This window comes from Fluviicola sp. (assembly GCF_039596395.1).
Classification (GTDB): Bacteria; Bacteroidota; Bacteroidia; order Flavobacteriales_D; family Crocinitomicaceae; genus Fluviicola.
Genome location: NZ_JBCNJT010000002.1, coordinates 82,298 through 103,895 on the forward strand (window position 1 = coordinate 82,298; position 21,598 = coordinate 103,895).

The 21,598-nt window shown below is 42.4% G+C and carries 17 protein-coding genes; 3 read left to right on the top strand and 14 right to left on the bottom strand.

Going from position 1 to position 21,598, the window contains the following annotated elements; all coding sequences use genetic code 11:
• The first annotated feature begins 126 nt into the window (after nucleotides 1–126).
• Together ABDW02_RS09455 and ABDW02_RS09460 are read left to right on the top strand one after the other, a co-directional pair.
• A complete protein-coding gene (locus ABDW02_RS09455; RefSeq protein ID WP_343634312.1) occupies nucleotides 127–816 on the top strand; it encodes a response regulator transcription factor in 690 nt (229 codons plus the stop codon).
• The gene (locus ABDW02_RS09460; RefSeq protein WP_343634313.1) at nucleotides 813–1,898 is read left to right on the top strand and encodes an ATP-binding protein; all 1,086 of its coding nucleotides are present in this window, start codon (nucleotides 813–815) and stop codon (nucleotides 1,896–1,898) included. Before ABDW02_RS09455 ends, ABDW02_RS09460 begins: the two co-directional genes overlap by 4 nt.
• Nucleotides 1,899–2,000: 102 nt before the next feature.
• Here ABDW02_RS09460 and ABDW02_RS09465 read toward each other — a convergent pair whose 3' ends face one another.
• Both ABDW02_RS09465 and ABDW02_RS09470 read right to left on the bottom strand, forming a co-directional pair.
• Complete coding sequence (locus ABDW02_RS09465) at nucleotides 2,001–2,906, bottom strand: glycosyltransferase (RefSeq protein ID WP_343634314.1); 906 nt, start codon at nucleotides 2,904–2,906, stop codon at nucleotides 2,001–2,003.
• Between the two features lie 3 nt (nucleotides 2,907–2,909).
• The gene (locus ABDW02_RS09470) at nucleotides 2,910–4,916 is read right to left on the bottom strand and encodes a KUP/HAK/KT family potassium transporter (RefSeq protein ID WP_343634315.1); all 2,007 of its coding nucleotides are present in this window, start codon (nucleotides 4,914–4,916) and stop codon (nucleotides 2,910–2,912) included.
• Nucleotides 4,917–5,025: 109 nt separating this feature from the next.
• Between ABDW02_RS09470 and trmB the strand changes: the two genes are divergently transcribed.
• A complete protein-coding gene (trmB, locus tag ABDW02_RS09475; RefSeq protein WP_343634316.1) occupies nucleotides 5,026–5,706 on the top strand; it encodes a tRNA (guanosine(46)-N7)-methyltransferase TrmB in 681 nt (226 codons plus the stop codon).
• A gap of 78 nt (nucleotides 5,707–5,784) precedes the next feature.
• Here the strand turns inward: trmB and clpX are convergent, their stop codons facing one another.
• From clpX to ABDW02_RS09535, 12 genes are all read right to left on the bottom strand, one after another.
• Nucleotides 5,785–7,005: an ATP-dependent Clp protease ATP-binding subunit ClpX gene (gene clpX, locus ABDW02_RS09480; RefSeq protein ID WP_343634317.1), complete on the bottom strand. Its 1,221-nt coding sequence runs from the start codon at nucleotides 7,003–7,005 to the stop codon at nucleotides 5,785–5,787.
• Nucleotides 7,006–7,078: 73 nt separating this feature from the next.
• Nucleotides 7,079–7,747 carry an ATP-dependent Clp endopeptidase proteolytic subunit ClpP gene (gene clpP, locus ABDW02_RS09485; protein ID WP_144332731.1) on the bottom strand — a complete coding sequence of 223 codons (669 nt, stop codon included), beginning with the start codon at nucleotides 7,745–7,747 and terminating at the stop codon, nucleotides 7,079–7,081.
• Nucleotides 7,748–7,853: 106 nt separating this feature from the next.
• A complete protein-coding gene (locus ABDW02_RS09490; protein WP_343634318.1) occupies nucleotides 7,854–8,651 on the bottom strand; it encodes a DUF2797 domain-containing protein in 798 nt (265 codons plus the stop codon).
• A gap of 174 nt (nucleotides 8,652–8,825) precedes the next feature.
• The gene (locus ABDW02_RS09495; RefSeq protein ID WP_343634319.1) at nucleotides 8,826–10,766 is read right to left on the bottom strand and encodes an ABC-F family ATP-binding cassette domain-containing protein; all 1,941 of its coding nucleotides are present in this window, start codon (nucleotides 10,764–10,766) and stop codon (nucleotides 8,826–8,828) included.
• Between the two features lie 58 nt (nucleotides 10,767–10,824).
• Nucleotides 10,825–12,561 (bottom strand): hypothetical protein, encoded by a 1,737-nt coding sequence (locus ABDW02_RS09500; protein ID WP_343634320.1) that lies wholly within the window; start codon nucleotides 12,559–12,561, stop codon nucleotides 10,825–10,827.
• A 107-nt stretch (nucleotides 12,562–12,668) separates the two neighbouring features.
• Nucleotides 12,669–13,724, bottom strand: a complete 1,056-nt coding sequence (gene gldN / locus ABDW02_RS09505) for a gliding motility protein GldN (protein WP_343634321.1) — start codon at nucleotides 13,722–13,724, stop codon at nucleotides 12,669–12,671.
• A gap of 124 nt (nucleotides 13,725–13,848) precedes the next feature.
• The gene (gene gldN, locus ABDW02_RS09510) at nucleotides 13,849–14,859 is read right to left on the bottom strand and encodes a gliding motility protein GldN (RefSeq protein WP_343634322.1); all 1,011 of its coding nucleotides are present in this window, start codon (nucleotides 14,857–14,859) and stop codon (nucleotides 13,849–13,851) included.
• Nucleotides 14,860–14,888: 29 nt separating this feature from the next.
• Entirely contained in the window at nucleotides 14,889–16,625 is a 1,737-nt protein-coding gene (locus ABDW02_RS09515; protein WP_343634323.1) for a GldM family protein, read from the bottom strand.
• 66 nt (nucleotides 16,626–16,691) lie between these two features.
• Complete coding sequence (gene gldL, locus ABDW02_RS09520) at nucleotides 16,692–17,516, bottom strand: gliding motility protein GldL (RefSeq protein WP_343634324.1); 825 nt, start codon at nucleotides 17,514–17,516, stop codon at nucleotides 16,692–16,694.
• A gap of 58 nt (nucleotides 17,517–17,574) precedes the next feature.
• Entirely contained in the window at nucleotides 17,575–19,119 is a 1,545-nt protein-coding gene (locus ABDW02_RS09525; protein ID WP_343634325.1) for an SUMF1/EgtB/PvdO family nonheme iron enzyme, read from the bottom strand.
• A 114-nt stretch (nucleotides 19,120–19,233) separates the two neighbouring features.
• Nucleotides 19,234–20,208, bottom strand: coding sequence for a type IX secretion system membrane protein PorP/SprF (locus tag ABDW02_RS09530; RefSeq protein ID WP_343634326.1), 975 nt, complete (start codon nucleotides 20,206–20,208; stop codon nucleotides 19,234–19,236).
• Between the two features lie 189 nt (nucleotides 20,209–20,397).
• Entirely contained in the window at nucleotides 20,398–21,555 is a 1,158-nt protein-coding gene (locus tag ABDW02_RS09535) for a formimidoylglutamase (protein WP_343634327.1), read from the bottom strand.
• Nucleotides 21,556–21,598: the final 43 nt, after the last annotated feature.

The following is a 21,598-nucleotide window of genomic DNA, read 5'->3' on the forward strand; positions in this document are numbered from 1 at the left end:
GTCAGGCTTAGCATCCTTAACATTAAAATAATCCGGCCGGTATTAATTAATTATTTCGTAACACAGCAGTAATTATTAAGGAAAGTTACAAGGATACTTTTGCCTCGAACATTAACAAGGAGCACAATGCAAGTGAGTAAGGGACAAACCATACTTTTAGTGGATGACGAAAAGGATATTCTGGAGTTTTTGCAGTATAACCTGGAGCGGGAAGGATATAAAGTATTTGTTGCCAACGACGGGCTCGAAGGAGTCGAAATGGCTCAAAAAGTTTCACCGGATCTGATCCTGATGGATGTGATGATGCCGAGAATGGATGGAATTGAAGCATGCCAGACCATTCGACAGGATCTTCAGCTGAATTCACCTTTGATTGCTTTCCTGACTTCCAGGGCAGAAGATTACTCGCAAGTTGCAGGTTTCGAGGCCGGTGCTGACGATTATATTACCAAACCGATCAGGCCGCGTTTACTGGTTTCAAAAGTAGAAGCATTGCTTCGAAGAGCCGGGCGCATCAACGGTACTGAGGCAGAGATCAAAACATCTTCCATTACGGTGAACCGCGAGAAGTTCCTGGTATTTATGAATGACGAAGAAATCCAGCTTCCGAAAAAAGAGTTCGAACTGATCGAATTATTGGCTTCCAGACCGGGAAAGGTTTTTACACGCGAACAAATCCTGACAACTGTCTGGGGTGACGAAACAATCGTAGGTGAGCGTACCATTGATGTTCACATCAGAAAATTGAGAGAGAAACTAGGAGAATCGTATATTCGTACCATTAAAGGTGTTGGTTATACATTTTCTGAAAAGTGAAAAAATTAAATCCGTTTACCATTGTTCTGATAGGAAGCAGTATTGTTGCATCAGCTTTAGTACTTATCCTGCTGACCGTTCATTTCTTCTACCCGATTCCGGCAGTGGCCTTTATTTCCATCGTTCTGTTTGGTTCCCTGGCTACCTTCACAGCTTTTTATTACCTCTTCAGAGGATTTATCTACAATCGCCTGCGTATTCTTTACCGGTCCATCCGCAAAGGAAAACTGGTACCGGAAGAAAAGCTGTACATCAACATGTCGAAAGACATTATCGGGAAAGCAGAAACGGATTCACAACAATGGAGTGACCAGCGAAAATCAGAGATTACCCAACTCCAGGAGCAGGACAAATTCCGGCGGGAATTTATCGGCAATCTTGCCCACGAATTGAAAACACCTGTTTTCTCCATCCAGGGATATGTTTTAACGCTGTTGGAAGGCGGACTGGAAGACGAAAAAGTGAACCGTATGTTCCTGGAACGTGCTTCCAAAGCAATCGACCGGATGACCAACATCCTGAATGATCTCGACGAACTAACCAAACTGGAAGTCAACGACCTGAAGATGGACCAGCGTCCATTTGACCTGAAAGAACTGGCCAAAGAAGTCATGGACAGTTTGGAGCTTCGTGCCCAGGAAAAGCATATTAAACTGCGATTTGCGAAAGATTATCACAAGGAAATCATGGTGCGTGCCGACCGCGGAAAAATTGCACAGGTCTTAACAAACCTGATCAGTAATTCCATTTCCTATGGAAATGAGAACGGGGAAACACAGATCCGCTTTTACGAAGTGGATGAGTTGGTTTCCGTAGAAATCTCCGACAACGGACCGGGAATAGAACCACATGAACTGCCGCGCTTATTTGAGCGTTTTTACCGCGTGGAAAAAAGCCGTAACAGGAATGAAGGCGGTTCGGGACTTGGCCTTTCCATTGTGAAACACATCCTGGATTCTCACAATCAAACAATTTCCGTTCGCAGTACGATCGGGGTGGGAAGTACGTTTACATTCTCACTGGATAAATTTGAAGGAACATCTTCGACTTTGGTTACTTCGAGAGGGATTACAATTAAATAATTGCGAGTTTCGAATGCCTGATTACGAATTAGAATTCGCGAAGAAAGTGAAGCTTCAAAAACATTTTTCACTCCTGACTAAAAAATATGGATAGACATGTGTCTATTTGACCAGTTGTGATAAGGAATTGAGGTATTCCTGCTCCAATTGACCGGGTGTAGGAACCAGCACTGATTTCTTCTTCAGAAACTCCATATCCATCAGGGTCGAATAGCCGTTCCGGGAAATAATCATCTCTGCTGAAGCAATTTCCGCATCGGCCAGTTTCCAGTCGGTAATCACCCGTATATTTCCAGGGACTTGCGAATAGATTTTCGGAGAAATCAATGTAAGGTCTTCCGTTCCATAATGCTCAACGATCCACTCAAAAAACTGCTCCGAATATGGTTCCGGACCACTTACAATTCCTACGATCTTATGGGGAATGACAGAAATTTCCTGTTCCTGAAAACGCGAATAAAACCCGATGTAATTCGATTTCGGAACGGGATTGCTTAATGTTCCGGCAAGCCGTTTTTGTTCGTCATCCATGATCCAGATCCCCGAAAACCGGTTCATCCATTTCCGGTGAATGCGTTGAGCAATCCAGCCTGCTTTCGGAGGGAGAGAAACCTGGTGCGTTATAAAAACCGACCGGACTTCAGAAGACCGGAATCCATAGCAATGATCCGAAAGAACAAGGGAAATGTGGTGCTTGGCAACCAATTGCTCCGTTTGTTTTTGTTCCTGTTTGATCCAGCGGGAAAAACTCCAGGCATTCCGCCGCATTTCAGAGGTAAAATTTCCATCTCCCTTAAAACGGAATTGAAAACCGGAAACAGGTAAATAAATTGCGGGAATTGCATAAACTTCGAAAATGCTTCGCTGCTTTTCAGAACAACAAATTACCAGTTCATTTCCCTGATCAGCCAATTGTTTCAATAATGAAACGGATCTGGCCACATGTCCGCTTCCCCAGTCGAGGCAGGCAAATAAAATGCGCTCTTGCGACAATTCGGCCGGGATCATTTGCTATTGGCTTCGTTTCAGGTTGATCGGAGCAGATTTGGAAAGTACATACGGGAAATTCTCTTCAACATAAGAACTCGGGTCCAAACCAAACTCGTTCTTTTCAGACAAAGCCCTTCCTTTGATGAAGAAATACATGTTCATGATTAACTTGTGGAACCACGGAAGCTCATTGTCATTCGACAGGAACTTACGGATCACAATGAACCGGAAATCACCGATGTGATCGCTGTGATGGTACTCACAAGCATAACGCGACTTGATCTCAATTTCTCCGTTTTGGACCAGTTCTTCCACTACCTGTTTGAACATCACATCCAGCTTCGGCTGAATACGGAATCCTAATTTGAAATCGATGCGGATTAGGTCGTTTTCATCGTGTTTGGTCACTTTATACTCTTTCGTATACGGTTCATCCGATGTAATCACGTGAACAAACCAGTAGCGCTCCGCACGTTTTGGCTGTTGTTCCAAAATCGAATAAAACACTTTCGATTCCACTTCATCGATGCGTTCCGCGCTGGTCAGGTAAACCAAATGCGTGGCGTATGTCGGTATTTGGTCGTCCACAGATAATTTTCTCAGTATCGGCAGATAACTCTTGATTTTCACAAAGTCAATGATGCTGTTTCGAATGATCTTACTTTTGAAAATGACGTACATTACCGCAATCAGTAACGAAGCAATCATCAACGTAATGTAACCTCCTTCCGGGAATTTTTCCACTTGTGCAACCGCAAACCCACCTTCAATGAACAGGAAAATAGCGATCATGGCATACCTGAAAATCGGATTCCAATGTTTCCGGGCCATGTAAAAGATCAACAATATTGAAGTGCTGATCATTGCCAATACGATGGATAAACCGTAAGCAGCTTCCATGTTTTCCGATTTACGGAAAATCCAGACTACGCCCAAACAACCGAACATCAGGAACCAGTTGATCGAAGGAATATACAATTGTCCTTTGATATCGGATGGGAAATTGACTTTTACCCGTGGCCAAAGGTTCAATCGGATTGCCTCGTTGATCAAGGTAAAAGAACCGGAAATTAATGCTTGTGAAGCCACAATTGCTGCTGCTGTTGCGATAATAATTGCAGGAAGCTTAAACCCTTCCGGAACGATCATATAGAACGGATTCTCTTCAAAAATAAAATACTTTTCACCCGGAGCCATTTTAGCACGTTCGATCAACAAATAAGCTCCCTGGCCAAAATAATTCAGGATCAACATACTTTTTACAAAAACCCAGCTTACGCGAATATTCTGCTTTCCACAATGTCCCAAATCGGAATACAAAGCCTCTGCTCCCGTGGTACAAAGGAAAACGGCTCCCAACAACCAGAATCCTTTCGGATAATGAACCAACAAATCATAAGCATAATAGGGATTTACTGCTTTGATGATAGATGGATCTTTCATGAAAAACATAAAACCGATCACACCAAGCATCAGGAACCAGATCATCATTACCGGTCCGAAGAAACGACCGATAAACTTAGTACCGAATTGCTGGATAACAAAGATCAGGATGATAATTCCAACCACTATAGGAGTTATCGGAATGTGTTTCATGGATGGAATATACGATAGTCCCTCTATTGCGGAAGAAACGGAAATCGGAGGTGTGATGATACCATCAGCCAATAATGCAGCGCCACCGATCATTGCCGGGATCACCAACCATTTGCGTTGTCTGCGCACCAATGTATACAAGGAGAAGATCCCTCCCTCCCCTTTATTATCAGCCCGAAGCGTAATGATAACATACTTGATGGTGGTTTGTAATGTCAAAGTCCAGAAAATACAGGACAAAGCCCCAAGAATTAACTGATCGGTGATTTCTTTTCCTCTTTCAATCAAATGTCCATGTGCATCACGGATTGGTTCAGCGTTTGTAATTGCTTTCAATACATAAAGCGGTGAGGTTCCGATATCCCCGAAAATAATTCCCACTGTGATGATCAATCCCGCGAACGAAAGCGCGTGATGATGACTTTTTGACATAAGGCTTATAAATTAAAACGTAAAGGTACATATTGGGAAAATCACTTGCTACGATTTGGTGAAAAATCCGCAAAAAACTTTTAGAGATTGTGTACTTTTGCACCGATTTATGGGAAAGAATAAACTGAGACGCTTTGCGGAAATGAAATCGTGGAACAATGTCTTCGAACCGACATTGGAACCAAACCCGCAAGACGCCTTTCCGTTGAAAGGAAAATGGCATCAAGATTACTTTAAGAACTCCAATCCGATCGTGCTTGAATTGGGCTGCGGAAAGGGAGAATATTCTGTGGGGCTGGCCAAACACTATCCGAACAAGAACTTTATCGGTGTGGATATCAAAGGTTCGCGCATGTTCGTGGGTGCCAAAGAGGCGCTGGATGAAAACCTGGAAAATGTAGCTTTCCTTCGTACCAAAATTGATTTCATCGATTCGTACTTTGAACCGAATGAAGTGGATGAAATCTGGCTGACTTTCTCAGACCCTCAGCCCCTGAAACCAAGAAAAAGATTGACTTCCGAGCAATTTATAGCGCGTTACAGACGTATTTTGAAACCGGGAGGAATTGTGCATTTGAAAACAGATTCCACGCTCTTGTTTGAATCAACGGAGGAACAAATCAAAGAACACAATTATGATCTGATCGAATTGACCTGGGACCTATACCAATCCATGCCGGAAGACCTCGATCCGACTATCCGTGAAATTCTGCATATCAAAACGCATTACGAACAGCTGTTCACTGCGAAAGGTTCAGTGATTAAGTATTGTTCGTTTAAAATTCATTGAAATAATACGACCATAAAACACGTAGGCACGCGATTAATCGCGTGCCTACGTGTTTTTTATCTATAATTGATAATTTCGCTATGCTACTTTCAATCGGGCAACCTTGCTTTTTGAGAATTGTGCTTTGGCATATTCCAGATCAACTCTGAATTCTTTTTCATCTTTCGATGGCAATTCATACATCGCATCTGTCAGAATCGCTTCACAAATAGATCTCAGTCCGCGTGCCCCCAATTTAAATTCGATGGCTTTCTCCACGATGAAATCCAGTACGTTCGCATCGAACGTCAGGCGGATTCCGTCAATTTCAAATAATCGAATATATTGCTTGATAATTGCGTTTTTCGGCTCTGTAATAATACGTTTCAGGCTTTTTGCATCCAATGGCTCCAGGTAAGTCAATACCGGGAAACGCCCGATCAATTCCGGGATCAAACCGTAGGATTTCACGTCTGTCGGTGTAATGTATTTCAGAAAATTATCCTCATCTACTTTTTCCGACACCTGTGATCCGAACCCGATTGTTTGCCTGTTTACACGGCTTGCAATAATGCGTTCGATTCCGTCAAAAGCTCCTCCACAAATGAACAAAATGTTCTTCGTATCGATAGAGATCATCTTTTGCTCCGGGTGTTTTCTTCCTCCCTGCGGCGGAACATTCACCGTAGAACCTTCCAATAATTTCAACAAAGCCTGCTGAACTCCTTCCCCGGAAACGTCACGTGTAATGGACGGATTATCGCTCTTACGTGCAATTTTATCAATCTCATCAATGAAAACGATTCCATGCTGTGCGGCCTGTACATTGTAATCGGCAGCCTGCAGCAAACGGGACAGAATGCTTTCTACGTCTTCTCCCACATAACCTGCTTCCGTTAGTACGGTTGCATCTGCTATACAGAATGGAACGTTCAGCATTTTGGCAATGGTTTTTGCAAGCAACGTTTTTCCTGTTCCGGTGCGTCCCACTAAGATCACGTTCGATTTTTCAATCTCCACTTCTTCGATCTTCGTTTGGTGCAAACGTTTGTAATGATTGTAAACGGCAACGGAAAGCGTTTTCTTCGCATCCTCCTGCCCGATTACATATTCGTCCAAACGCTCTTTGATATCCTGTGGTTTCAACACATTTACCGGAGCTCCTTGCGTAGATGTTTTGGTCGACTGATCTTCATCTACAATCATTCTTGCCTGCGCAATACAATGATCACAAATATGACCTGACAACCCCGCTATAAGTAACCCTACCTGACTTCGTGGTCTTCCACAAAACGAGCAGGAAGTTTCCTTTTTTGACATATTCAAATTTTAATCGACAAAAAAGTCATCCCGGCTAACCGGAATGACTTAGATAATACTGTGCAAAGTTAGACTATTTCGGATTGCGAAGCAAGATTTCGTCTACCATTCCGTATTCTTTTGCTTCTTCAGCCGTCATCCAGTAATCACGGTCCGAATCAGCCCATACTTTTTCGTACGATTGTTTGGAGTGTGTGGCGATGATATCGTACAATTCTTTTTTCAATTTTTGAATCTCACGAGCCGTGATTTCGATATCAGAAGCTTGTCCCTGAGCACCTCCAAGTGGTTGGTGAATCATTACACGAGCGTGTTTCAAAGCAGAACGTTTTCCTTCAGCTCCTGCACACATTAAAACTGCTCCCATGGAAGCTGCCATTCCTGTACAGATCGTTGCAACGTCCGGCTTGATGTATTGCATCGTGTCGTAAATTCCCAAACCTGCGTAAACAGATCCTCCCGGTGAATTCAAATAGATTTGGATATCTTTCTTTGCGTCAACTGATTCCAGGAATAACAATTGAGCATTGATGATGTTTGCAACCTGGTCATTGATCCCCGTTCCCAGGAAAATGATACGGTCCATCATTAAACGTGAGAACACGTCCATTTGTGTCATATTCAAATGACGTTCTTCGATAATATACGGTGTTAAAGAAGATTCGATGTAGCTTTCTAAGTGCATGCTTGAAATTCCGACATGCTTTGTTGCGTACTTATTAAATTCGTTTTTGTCGAACATGTTGATAGATTTTTTAAGAGTATTAAAATTAATACGAATCAGGTGAATTGATTCTTTTTTTGGCAGAAATTAACGAGAATAATTACAACAATCTCGCGTTCAAAACTTATTCGTGCGAAAATTCGATTTCGTAGCTCGTATGCTTGCGGATATTCAGCACGCGTTCATCGTCAAAAATCAAGTACTGGCCTTTGATTCCGGCCAATTTTCCACGAATAACAGGTGATTTATCAAAGCTTACACTTTTTACCTTTACCGGGTATTTTTCAACCGGGTAATTCAGTGAAATAATCGTGTCATTCACGCTTACAAAGTCACGCATGTCGAAAGGCAATAAATCTTCCACCCTTCCCTTTTCTTCCAGCAGGTCCAATTCGTGGGCGATCTCGTTCTTAAGCATCCGCTGCCAGTTGGTTTTATCGGCCATATAGGATTTCAAAGCAACTTCAATGATCCCGGCTTCATAACGGTTATTGGTTTCTGCCAGAATGATTGCATGAGAAGCTCCCTGATCGATCCAGCGTGTAAATGTTTGTTCGGCACGTGTTACGCCTACTTTGATGCTGTTGGAAACCGCCAGGTAAACCACATGCGGCTGATTGTGATGCTTGTGTTCCCAATCGATGTCTCTTCCTTCGCCCAAATGCGCTTTGCACAGTTCTGGGTTAATGATGCAAGGCGATGCCTGCGGTGCCGACTGAAAGCAGTTGAAACAAAAACCTTGACCGAAGGAGTTTTTCGTCTGTTTTCCGCAATTGGAACAAATAATCTTCCCGGTCCAGTTCAATTCGATCTCTTTCCCGATCAATGCATTCATGCCGATCAGAGGCTCATTGTTCAAAACAAGCTGGTATTGAATAGGCTCCTCAAAAGAAACCCGCATTTTATCTAGTAATCCTTTCATCTTTTTGGATTTTAGGACATCAGGATTTTAAGATTTCAGGACTTAGGTAATGTCTTAATGTCTTAATGTCTTAATGTCTTAATGTCTTAATGTCTTAATGTCTTAATGTCTTAATGTCTTAATGTCTTAATGTCTTAATGTCTTAATGTCTTAATGTCTTAATGTCTTAATGTCTTAATCTTGTATGCTTTCCAATTCTTCTGCTGCTTCCATCCATAAATCGGAATAGTAATCCAGTTTGGATTTTACTTCCTCAAATGCTTTCAGAACAGGTGTTGTTTTTGCAGAATCTGAAAAATCCATAGTCGCCAGCTGGTCTTCCAGGGCTTTCACTTCTTTTTCCAGTTCCTGAACGCGTTCTTCGTGCTGTTTTACTTTATTCTGAAGCTGGTTCTTTTTGCGTTTTAATTCTTTGCGTTCCTCGTTCGACTGCGCTTTTCCATTCGGTTCTTCTACCGCTTTCTGCGCCGGTTTGTTTTCTGCTTTAACAGAAGCCGGAGCCGCTTCCATGGATAATTTGCGCTGCAGGTATTCGTATACGCCGAAATGATGGATTTTCAGGGTTTGGTGCTCAATGTCCCAAATCCGGTTTGTCAATCCGTCGAGGAATTCCCGGTCGTGAGAAACGATCAGGAAAGTTCCTTCGTATTGCAGCAATGCTTTTTTCAAAACCTGCTTGCTTTGAATGTCCAAATGGTTTGTCGGCTCATCGAGGATCAACACGTTGGAAGGACTCAGCAGCAATTGGCACAAGGCCAAACGTGTACGTTCTCCTCCGGATAAAACCCCCACTTTTTTGTCGATATCTTCTCCGGAAAATAAAAATGCCCCCAAAATGGAACGCAGGTCTTTCCGGACTTCACCGGACGCTACCAAGTCTACTGTTTCGTAAACGCTTAAGTTCTTATTCAAGCGTTCTGCCTGGTCCTGCGCAAAGTATGTGATCTTTACATTGTGACCGTACTCAACTTTTCCTTCGAAGTCAATTTCTTTGGTCAGGCATTTAAACAGCGTGGATTTACCCACTCCGTTCGGTCCGAGCAAAGCAATCTTCTCTCCTCTTCCAACTGTAATGGAAATGTCTTTAAACAAAGTTTTGGATCCGTAGCTTTTCCCCAAATGTTCCATTTCAAGGACCCATTTTCCGGGCTGTACATTCAGCGGAAAGAAAATATTCATTTTCGCTACCAGGTCACTTTCCACCTCAATGCGTTCCGTACGATCCAGCTTCTTGATCAACGACTGCGCAAATGCCGCTTTATTTTTCTTCGCGCGGAATTTATCGATCAGTTCCTGCGTGTGCTTAATTTCTTTATCCTGCTGTTTTTTTGCTTCCGCCAGGCGTTCCAGTTCCTCAGAGCGCAATTCTTTATACTTTGAGTAGGCATAAGGAAAATCCAGTATCTTCCCGAAAGAAATTTCCCAGGTACGGTTTGTGACATTATCCAGGAACAAGCGGTCGTGAGAAATTACGATCACAGCACCTTCAAATTTCGTCAGGTAATTTTCCAGCCACTGGATCGAAACGATATCCAGGTGGTTTGTCGGCTCATCCAGCAATAGCAAATTGGGCCTGTTCACCAAAATTTTCGCCAGTTCGGCTCTCATTTTCCATCCGCCTGAAAAGGAATTCAGCGATTTATCAAAATCTTCCTTTTGAAATCCCAATCCATCCAGTACGGAAGCGATTTTTTCTTCCCATTGAAATCCATCGTGAATATTGAACAGATCATTGGTTGCATTCAGGTCGTTCAATAATTCCAGGTAAGATTCGGATTCGTAATCTTCACGCGTTGTAAGCTGTTTGTTGATCTCCTCGATGTGTTTTCGGAGGTAATTCAACTGTTCATTGGAAAAAAACAGGTAATCGAAGACGCTTTGTGTGGTATCAATGACAATATCCTGTGTCAGGAAACCTACTTCCAGCCCTTTCTGACGGTGGATCTGGCCATCGGTCGGTTTTTCTGTCTGAGCGATAAGGCGTAACAGCGTGGACTTTCCGGCCCCGTTTTTCCCCACCAAACCAATCCGGTCACCCTGAGTAACCTGGGCTGAACAATCTTCAAATAAATAACCTTGCGGGAAATGCACTCCCAATTTTTCCAAAACAAGCATGTGCAAAGGTATGAAATGTAGGGGCGAAAAATTTTTCGCCCCTACATTTTTTTGAATTTTAAAGCACAAAAGATGCTATTTTTTTTCGCACCACCTGATCCGGTCCTACGTAATCCATTTTAACATTTACGATCGTCCCGGGTCTTCCCTGTCGTAACAACTTCGTTGCTTCATCGGAAATGTGGTTTCCTTTTCCTTTTTCAGGTCTTGGCGCCGTGTTCAGGCTCAATTCCCAGTTCAGGATTGTGAATTTGGCATCCAGTGGACTGTTTTTATACCGTGTAAATAAATTCTTTTCTGCCGGAGAAATTTTCCCGCCTTCTTCCACTGCTCCGAAGAAGAACTCCGGATTCGGAAGTGTCATGATCCGGAACGGGAAAGATCCCAGTTTTACCCGTTTTTTTGAAACCGAGTTTACTCCATAGATATCAATCGTTGCAGTTCTTCCGCTGGTAGTTACTTTCGCAATGTGCTGACTCCCGGATTTGGACAAAGAAACGCCGTTTCCAACCAGGATTGTTTGATCATAACCGGAAGCTACACCTTCCACGATATTGCCGTATCCTTTGTAAAGCACATTCAATTGTGGAAGTGAAACCGTTCCCTGCGGCCTCATAATTTTAATGGTGTGCGACCAGTTCTCCGTTTTTGTTTGCCCGGATTTATTCTTAATGGAAACGGTTCCATTCAGGGTCATTTCGGTTCCCGAGCCTACTTTTGTTTTGATCAGGCCTTTTCCTTCCGTTCCGCGGAAAGAGGTTCCGTTATAAGTTACCGTTGGTTGATTATCCGAATCAAAAGCTGCCATCATGACGTTCAATGCAACTTCATCGCCCGCATTTGCAATTTCCGGCCCGTAAACCAATCCTACGATCCTGTTGAAGGAATATTCCCCGACCGCAACCTTGGTTTTCAAGTGAGACAGAGCCAGCGAGCGCGAAGAAAGAATATCCTGCTGCAGTGAAGACAAAGATGCCAAAGCAGCAACCAGCGGCGCATGATCAAATGTTTGCCCGATCCAATGAACACCTTCCACATCATTTTGGGTAACGCGTTCCGGTTTTGTCAGGTTCATGTAAATAGTCGAAAGGATTTCCTCGTCGTCTCTCAGATTGGCTTTGGAAGATTTAATCATCTGATCCACCTGCTTTTTCAGATCCTGGTTGTTTTTATACGTATTGATAGCCTTCGGATGGATCGAATAGGATTTTTTGCCTTCGTTGTATGTTCCCATGGTCCGAATTAATTTTGAACGGAAACCGTTATAGTCTTCCCAGATTTTCTTTCCTTTTCCCGTCGGATTCTTAATATCGTCTCCAATTAAAATGTACATGGGAACATCGTATTCGTCCTGGGCCTGAACAGCCTTCAGGTTCATCCGTATCGGCCGGCATCCTTCTCCTTTTTGCCAAATAATGGTTTCGTTGTCTTGTGGCTTGACCGTAGAAACCTCTTCTCCCGATTCTTTCAATATTTCTATCTTTACCTGGTCTATTTCCCGGATCATACTTGCTGAAAGCCGGTCCACTTCCTGCATCTGCTTCATCACTTTTTTCAGCTTACGCAATTTCTCAGCATTCTCCTTTGCATCGGTCGAACTGATCTCACTGGATACATCGGAAATAAATTCAGATCCGCGATCTACCTGCATCCCATTCGATTTCTGGGTGTTTTCTTCAATTGCAACGAAAGCATCCAAAATGGTTTTCGATACATTCAATGCCAAAAGCGCGGTCAGTACTAAATACATCATCCCGATCATCTTTTGTCTGGGGGTTTCTTTTCCTCCTGCCATGACTTAAATTTTAAGGTTATACTCATCGAATGTCATTTCTTCGATTAGTAACAGGCAGCATAAAAAAATCCCGGCGATCGCTTACGATGCCGGGATTCTGTTTTCAGTTAAAAATTCCAGACGTCCTGTTCAAAAGTCCGGATACTTTCTATTATGTCTGCGGATTCCTGCAGCGCGTCGACCCCGGTTCGATAACTATCTATTGACCTGTCAAAAACATTGTTTTCCTTGTAGACCGTGCTTGAAAACCTGCGCTTCCAGAACAAATCGTCAAAACTCATCCATTGCGCATCATTTTTCTCATTATACACGTAATAGTTAGTCAACAGATACCTTAAATGCGGGAAATACACCCAGAATTTGGTTTCCAAACCGGCAATCATTGTTTGTCCGTTCGGTGCAGTTTCTTCTTTCAGAACTACGGGTGCAATTCCCAGGATACGGACATCCATCACAGAACGTTCCTTATCGAAAAACCAGTCCTCCTTGATCCGGTATTTGACAATGTCTTTGGAATCGATCCAAAATGTGTCTCTTTCTGCGTAAACAAACTCCTCCACGCCATTTACCCACCGGGTAGAATCTCTTCCGTCCCAGGTTGATAAAATGACATCCGAACCTGGCCCCAACTTGCCTAAATAGTAGAACACTTCGTTTCTGAACACCGAATCGTTGCAATAATTCCCACCGGGTTTCGGAGCAATCGGGTACTTAAACTGGTCTCCGTCCAACATATCAAATTGATAAGGATTGTAAGACGAAAAGATTTTCAGGTCACCCTGGATAATGTGATGCCTCATAATGGTCCACAAAGACCAGCAATTGGTATTTCTCACATATTGTCCGGATGGTGTATGGTGATCGAACGGATAATACAGCGGATGATTGATTTTCTCTCTCAGATCAATTTCCCTCCAAACGCGTTTGCTCCATACCACATCTGCTTCACGAACGTATTCGTAGGGAATCGTTCGCTTGGTTAGAATGTGTTCTTTCACATAGGGATAATCCAGGGTAGGTGTCATGGAAACAAAATCCGTGGATTCACATTGGGCATTTACTTCGTAAATCGCCGCAAAAAACAAGATAAGAGTCAGCTGTAGCTGACGAAGACTGAGGCCCCGTCTTGAGACGGGATGACTAAAGAATGTAACTCTTTTCATGGCTTGGGTTTTTCTGATAGCGTAAAAACCGGCCCTTGGTTACAGTTGTTAGTCAATTAGTTATAAACAAAAACCCCGATCCCGTATATACGGGACCGGGGTCTTTCTTATTTCTCTGATTCAATCAGAAGTTCCAAACGTCGTGTTCGAAATTTCTGATCTCTTCAGTAATCTTCTCAGATTCCATCAGTGCATCTACACCTGTTTTGTAACTGTCAATCTCACGATCGAACACGTTAGTTTCACGATAGATTGTACTTGTAAAGCGACGTTGCCAGAACAAATCATCGAAACTTTGCCACTGTGCGTCGTTCTTGTCATTGTACACGAAGTAGTTTGCAAGAATATAACGGCAGTGCGGGAAATATAACCAGAATTTCTCATCCATTCCGGTAATTGTTTTACCGCCTGTAGGAGATTCTTCTTCTCTGTAAGTTACAGGAGCAATTCCCAAAATACGCACATCCAATACTGATCTTTCTTTATCAAAGAACCAATCTTCTTTAATGCGGTATTGTACAATGTTCTCAGAATCGATCCACATCGTGTCAGCCGGAGGGTATTTGAAAGTAATCGTTCCGTCAGGAAGTGTAATTTCAATCGGATCTCCGAACTCATTTGTCAATGGAACATCACTTTGAGCACCTAATTTTCCTAAATAATAGAAGACCTTGTCGCGGAATAAAGAATCCGTATAGTAATTCTTCCCTGCTTCAGGTACTACCGGATACTTGAACTGATCTCCATCCAACATATCAAACTGATATGGGTTGTAAGGTGAAAACACTTTCAAATCTCCGTTGACAATATGGTGACGCAAGATTGTCCACAAAGACCAACGGCTCGTATTTCTTACATACTGACCAGATGGAGTGTGTTTATCAAACGGTAAATAAATCGGGTGATTCATTTTCTCACGCATATCGATCATACGCCAAACACGATGACTCCAGACTACATCAGCTTCACGAACAAACTCATAAGGAATCATTTTTTTGGTCGGTATATGTTCTGTCATATACACCCCATCAATTACATCCGCCTGAGGAACATTCACTGGTCCACCATTGATTTCCTGCGCGTTCGTTAATAACGAACCAGCAAACAAGGTACTTAATAGAACTAAACGTTTCATGATTGACACTCTATTATTTATTTTATTCATTAAATGGTAAATACACCACTTTTCTTACGTAGGATTCCATCCGGCCCTTTCACTTGCGTCATGAAGCTGATAGTTGATCCTGGTTTTGCTTGTTTCATCAAACTGATACCGTCTGCGTTCAAAGTGTTTCCTGATCCTTTTGCAGGACGTGGAGCACCGGCAACGTTCAATTCCCATGTTTGTACAGAGAATTCTGCTTTCAACGGGCTATCAGCATAGCGTGCAAACAAACGTGTTTCTGCTTTAGAAGCTTTACCACCATCTTCAACTGCTCCGAAGAACAATGTTGGAGGAGGCAAGTTCATTACGCGGAATGTAAATGTTCCCAAAGAAACTGTTTTGTTTGTTACTGAGTTCTTACCGGAGATAGAGATGGTAGCAGTTCTTCCCGCACCGCTCACACGTCCGATGTATTGGTTCCCAGATTTGGATAAAGTAACTCCGTTACCGTTCAAAATTGTCTGATCGTAACCTGAAGCAACTCCTTCAACGATGTTGTTGTATCCTTTGTACAATACATTCAATTCAGGAAGAGAAACCGTTCCCTGTGGCTTCATAATCTTGATTGTATGTGTCCAGTTCTCTGTTTTCTTAACTCCTGATTTGTTTTTGATAGATACAGTACCATTCAATACCATTTCTGCACCTCCTGAAACTTTTGTTTTCAAAGTACCCTGACCACCACCAACAGTGATTGCTCCAGGACCAGTTACTTCAGGTTGGTTATCAGAGTCAAACGCAGCCATCATTACTTTCAATTCAACTTCATCTCCTGTGTTAGCGATCACCGGACCGTAAGCCAAAGGCATGATTTTGTTGAATGAGTACTCACCAGTAGAAACTTTAGATTTCAAGTGAGCAAGTGCATAAGCGCGTGCAGCCAATACATCCTGTTGCATAGAAGTTAAAGATGCAACTGCAGCTACCAATGGAGAGTGGTCAAATGTAGCACCGATCCAGTGGATACCTTCCATGTCGTGCACTTTTACTCTCTCAGGTTTTGTCAAGTTGATATACAAGTCACTCAAAGCCTGGTCATCCTCCATGTGATTCACATTGCTTTTCTTAACCATATCAGTTACCTGCTTCACCAAATCAGCATTGCTTTTGTATGTATTGATTGCTTTTGGTTTGAAAGAGTAAGTTTTTCCTCCTTCCTTGTAAGAACCAACTGTACTAACGATATCCTCACGGAACTTGATGAAATCAGCCCACAACTGTTTTCCTTTACCAGTTGGAGTTTTGATATCTTCACCTACGATCTCATGCATTGGAATATCGTATTGGTCTTTCGCCTGGACAGCCATCAAGTTCATACGGATAGGCTTACATTCTGCTGCCTTTTCCCAAAGGATCGTATTTTCATCATCCTTTTTGTATTCTTTTACTGCTTCACCAGACTTTTCTAAGATTTCCAATTTAATTGCATCGATACTCTTAAGTAATTTGTCAGACATTTTGTTTACCTGATCCATTTGACCTAAGATTTTCTGCAATTTTTCTCTCTTAGCAGCATTTTCGGCATTTTTAGGAGTTGTACTCAACTCTTCATCAACATCCGATTTAAATTTATCACCTCGTTCGATCTGAGCGATGTTTGCTTTTTGTATGTTTTCTTCAATTGCGACAAAAGCGTCGAGAATCTGCTTTGATACGTTCAACGCCAATAGCGCCGTCAATACCAAATACATCATACCGATCATCTTCTGTCTTGGGGTTTCTTTTCCACCTGCCATGACTTCTAAATTTTATTGGTTTACTTGTTAGTAATATTCAATGTTAATAAAGCTCCAAGGACTAAATTAGTCTCTGGAAATTGTCATAGCTTTCAACATGTTGCCGTAAACTGCGTTCAAATCAGTCAAGTTTTTAGACAACATTGCCATATTCTCTTTGTAACGTTTTGTATCCTCAGCTGAATCAGACAAGTTCTTCATCATTTCAGTTACCTGACCCTGGAATTTCTCAGTAGCTTCCAAATGAGCAGAAGAACCTTTCAATTGTAATTCATAAACGTTGTTCAACGCTGCAAGGTTTTTAGATACTTTCTGCATTTGCTCACCGAATGATTCACCCTCTTGTGTGTTTGAAGTCATTCCTGAAATAGAAACAGAAGCTCTTTCGTATGCCTCAGACAAAGAAGATACTTTATCAGATGCTGCTTGTAATGAAGAAACATAAGAGTCAGTTGCCGCTGCTGCAGATGTTACACCTTTCAATTGAGAAGCATTTTCACCCAATTGGCGCATCCCATCACCTAAACGCTCCAATAATTGACCGTCGATTTTAGCTTCTTCCAACATTTTATCCAAGTGCTCAGTAATTCCAGTACCTCCGGAATTTCTTCCTCCTCTTCCTCCTGCTGCCGGTAATGCATCGTGATCTAAATCATCGCTGTGTGCGAATGCCAGTTCAGGATAAACAAGCTCCCAGTTTGGATCCTCATGAATCGGTTCAAATGCCGAGAAGATGAAGATAATAGCCTCCGTAGACAGACCGATTACAAGCATCGGACCAGCTCCAGGCCAGTGCATAATTTTAAATAAGGCTCCAACGATTACGACTGCCGCACCGAAACCGTATAATTTCGCCATAAACTTTTTCCATCCTTTACTTCCTGGTTTCATAGTTTTCTTTGTTTTTTAGGTTTAACCAAATTTATTGTTTTGTAATTGTTTGTTATTCTTAGCGAAGTTGGATATCGCTACGAATTTCCTCGCCACCCTCTTTAGAGAATTCTCGTCCACCGCGACCTAAGTGTGTTGCCACATTTCGGAATCCGACGTACGATTTGGCAGTATCCTGATACTCGTATGTACGAGTTGAAGTTTGCAAATAGTAACCTACATCTTTCCAGGAACCACCGCGAATTACTTTACGCTTCATTGCCGGCGGATCCCAGTCCATTGCATCATATCTGTATTCAGTATTCAAGTCATGAGAGAACTCATACATAGACTCGTCGTAAGCTGTCTCACACCATTCCGAAACGTTTCCTGCCATACAGTACAGACCCCACCCGTTCGGGTTATAAGAGTAAGCTTTTACCGTGTGGAAACCACCGTCTTCAAAATAACGGCCTCTCATCGGCTTGAAGTTTCCAAGGAAACATCCGCTTTGGTTACGGATATAAGGACCTCCCCAAGGATAAGGAGAGTTATTCAAATCTCCGCGGGCAGCTCTTTCCCATTCAGCCTCAGTTGGCAAACGGAAATCATTCACAAACAAATCACCCATTGAAAGCAACCAGCTGTTCAATAATTGAGTTCTCCAGATTGAGAATGCCTTAGCCTGTACCCAGGTAATACCGATAACGGGATAGTTATCATAAGCCGGGTGCCAGAAGTACATGTTTGTCATCGGATCGTGGAAGGAATAAGTAAAGTCACGAACCCAAACCAATGTATCCGGATATACGTTAATTTCTTCATCAATGATGAATCGCTGACGGTTCTCGTGACCACGAAGACCTGTACTTTGTCCTTTTTTGTTGAAGTAACTTAAATCTTTGTCCAAACCTTGAGGCTCTTCCGTAAACGGATGCGGAGGTGTATTCAAGTCACGGTGTTCCGGAGCAATCTCGTTACCATCCTTATCAACACCATTGTGAACGATTTCAATGCGACCTCTAACAGCTGCCTCTCTTAAGTCGATCCAATAGTACTTGAAATTCAATTTACGTGTATCAAACTCTCTGCGCTTGTAGAAACGCTCAGGCTGCGGATAGTACATATCTGCAAGCAACGGCATCAGATCCGGATCATCGTAGGAAAACTTACGATCCCAGTTCAGGTTAAATTGTGCACGATTGACATCACGATCGGAAGGCTCGAATTCAACCATCTCCAACGCACCTTCATCAAAGTACATGTCGTTGTAGTTGATGTAACGAGAAGCCTCATCATCTTCTTCCAATCCGGAATAAATCCGTTCACGAGCCATGGAATCTCTCACCCAATCCACGAACTGACGGTACTCGTTATTCGTGATCTCAGTCTGATCAATGTAAAATGCCTGAACAGACACCGTCTTTGCACGTGTTTGGTGCAGGAAAGGTACGTCCTGGTCATTTTCTCCCATGATGTAGGAACCTGACGGAATATAAACCATCCCAAGAGGAATCTCAGGCTGATAAACTCTACGACCTAATGTCCCCGTCAAGTGGCCACTACGTGAGCTACAAGAGGCAATGAAGGCCCCAATTAAACCGATAAACAACAGTTTTTTCATTCTAGTTCAATTTTACAGTTCCGGATTTATCGTTAACATTCTACAGGATCAATTTTGCGATATAACGGAATCGAATAAAAAATGGTTACAAAGATTCGTAATTTTTTTTTGATTTTACAACCATTTAGGGTGATGTGCTTTCGTAATTGGTATCACAGGGATATAACAAAACTTAAGCGCGATCTCATGTGTACCGTTGGAAATCTTTGATAATCTACCGATTGTGATATCATAAGAGTATCCTACCCACATAAACATTCTGCTTTTTGGTTTCTTGATATCGAACGGTCTGTACCCTAATAAAACAGAAACCGCATCACTATTTCTAAACCCTAAACCTCCGTAAAGGAATCCATTGTAAATATATCGGGCATTCAGGTTTCCTGAATACTTCACTAAATCTGTTTGCAAAGTTCCCTGCACATCAATTTCTCCTTTTGCACCGATACCTCTGAAAGTATAACCTCCCATTGCGTAGTAGTGACGAGCTAAATCGTAAGGAACCGTACCTGTACCGCTTGAAGACGGAAGCTGGGTTGTCAGATTCAAAGCAGAAGCCTGCAAGTGACTGGATGACAATCCTGCGAACCAATTCTCAGCACGGTAATACAATCCAAAATTCAAGTCAAACGTGATTGCTGAACTTGAACCGGGAAAAGTAGGGTCAATCTGAGTCTGAGGACCGATCCATGTCGGGTTCATACCGAAATTCACCATTCCTACACCCAAACCGATACCTAATCGACCGTTACCCAACTGGATATGATGCGAATAATTCAACATCACGTTATTTTGTCTCTGAAAACCAATGGCATCATGCGTGAAGTTCAAACCAAACCCTCCGGTCCATTTACCGAAACTCTCCATGTTTGCCTCAGCGTTGAAAACTACGGAATTCGGTGCTCCGTTTACTTTATCCCACTGATTGCGATAAATTAAATTTCCACACAACCCTTCCTCAATACCAGTAGCGCCCGGGTTGATGGCGAACTTATTGTAAATAAAATGTGTCAATGCGATATCTTGCTGAGCAGAAGCTCCAAAAGAACACAACACAAACGCTGATAAAATACGTAACGTTTTATTCATATTATAAGGGTCCTAATTATGGTTTTAACGTGCTTGACTTTAACAAATTTTAGCCAATTGGCGACTAAAATAAGTATTTTTTAGAACAAACAAAATTTTTTAGTGCAATCAATTCATCTTTTCCACAATGAAATGTTGAAGAGATAAATATTTAACACAAACTCTTATTACGGAACAAAGGAGAAAAGGTTACCCTAGTTTTTGATATGTTTTCCACCACAGGTTAGGGATATCGCCATTCAACGCATTGTTATACTGCGCTTTATCGCACGGAACCATGTGATGCCTTTCGTACTTAATTCCTTCTTTCGGAGGGTAAGGAACCTCCATCCACCAGCGTTCGGAGCGGTTGCTGCGGTAGAAAATAATGTCGTGATTTATTTCATCCAGGAAAACGGTAAATTTAGTGTAATCCTTTTTGGAACCGATCGGAAAGTCGCCTACACGCTGTGAATAACCGTCGATAAAATACCAGATAATCTGCGCAATTTCTGCATGGGCGCTGTCGGCAATATCTCCAGGCAACAGATTGAATAATCCAACCGACGTCAATTTATCCGAAATCCCTGCGTATTTGGCAATCTGGCAGATATCCATATTATCAAGACCATTCGGTTGGGAAAAATACTTCCCTTTGAAATCCGAAGCTTTGATCGACTGCAAATCGATGCTTAACAGGTCTGTATTGCGAAGCAGCGGTTCTGCTGTCCGGAAATCAGCTTTGAACTCTCCCAAACGGATCGCATCGAAGAACAGTTTTTCAAAAAGATCAATTTCCGAAGCTTTTACCAGCGGAGTCTGGTAGCCGATTACCGACAAATTGAACAGGTAACACGGCCGGTGCATGAGCAATTTACTGACATACGCATCTTTGCCTATCGGGAGTTCAGGATCTCCCAAATCCAGCCTGGAATCTACATTTAACACGTTGATCAGCTGTTCCAGTTCTTCATATCCCTGGTACATGGCATAGGTCAAATCCTGGGAACCTCCGATCACCACCGGAATAACGGATTTCTTCACCAATTCGGCCACTACCTGTCTCAATGCAAAGTAGGTATCTTCTACCCGTTCGCCCGGCATGAGATTTCCCAGGTCATAGATTTTAAATTTCCAGTTGCTTCCGGGAAAATATGTGTTCAAGTGACTTCTAAAACGATCATCTGTTTGTCCGTGTAAGGACGGTTCACCATTTCTGAATTCAGGAACATAAATTAAAGCAAGACCTGCACGATCTATTTCAGGGAAACCAGATTCGTCATTGCGCACGATGAACTCGCCCAACGATTCGGAAACAGGGTTCTCAGGTGTTTCAACGGAACTGAAATAAATAGATATGTCCTTCATTCGAGATGTCTTTTGGCAAAAATAACCGAATGAAACTTTGAAG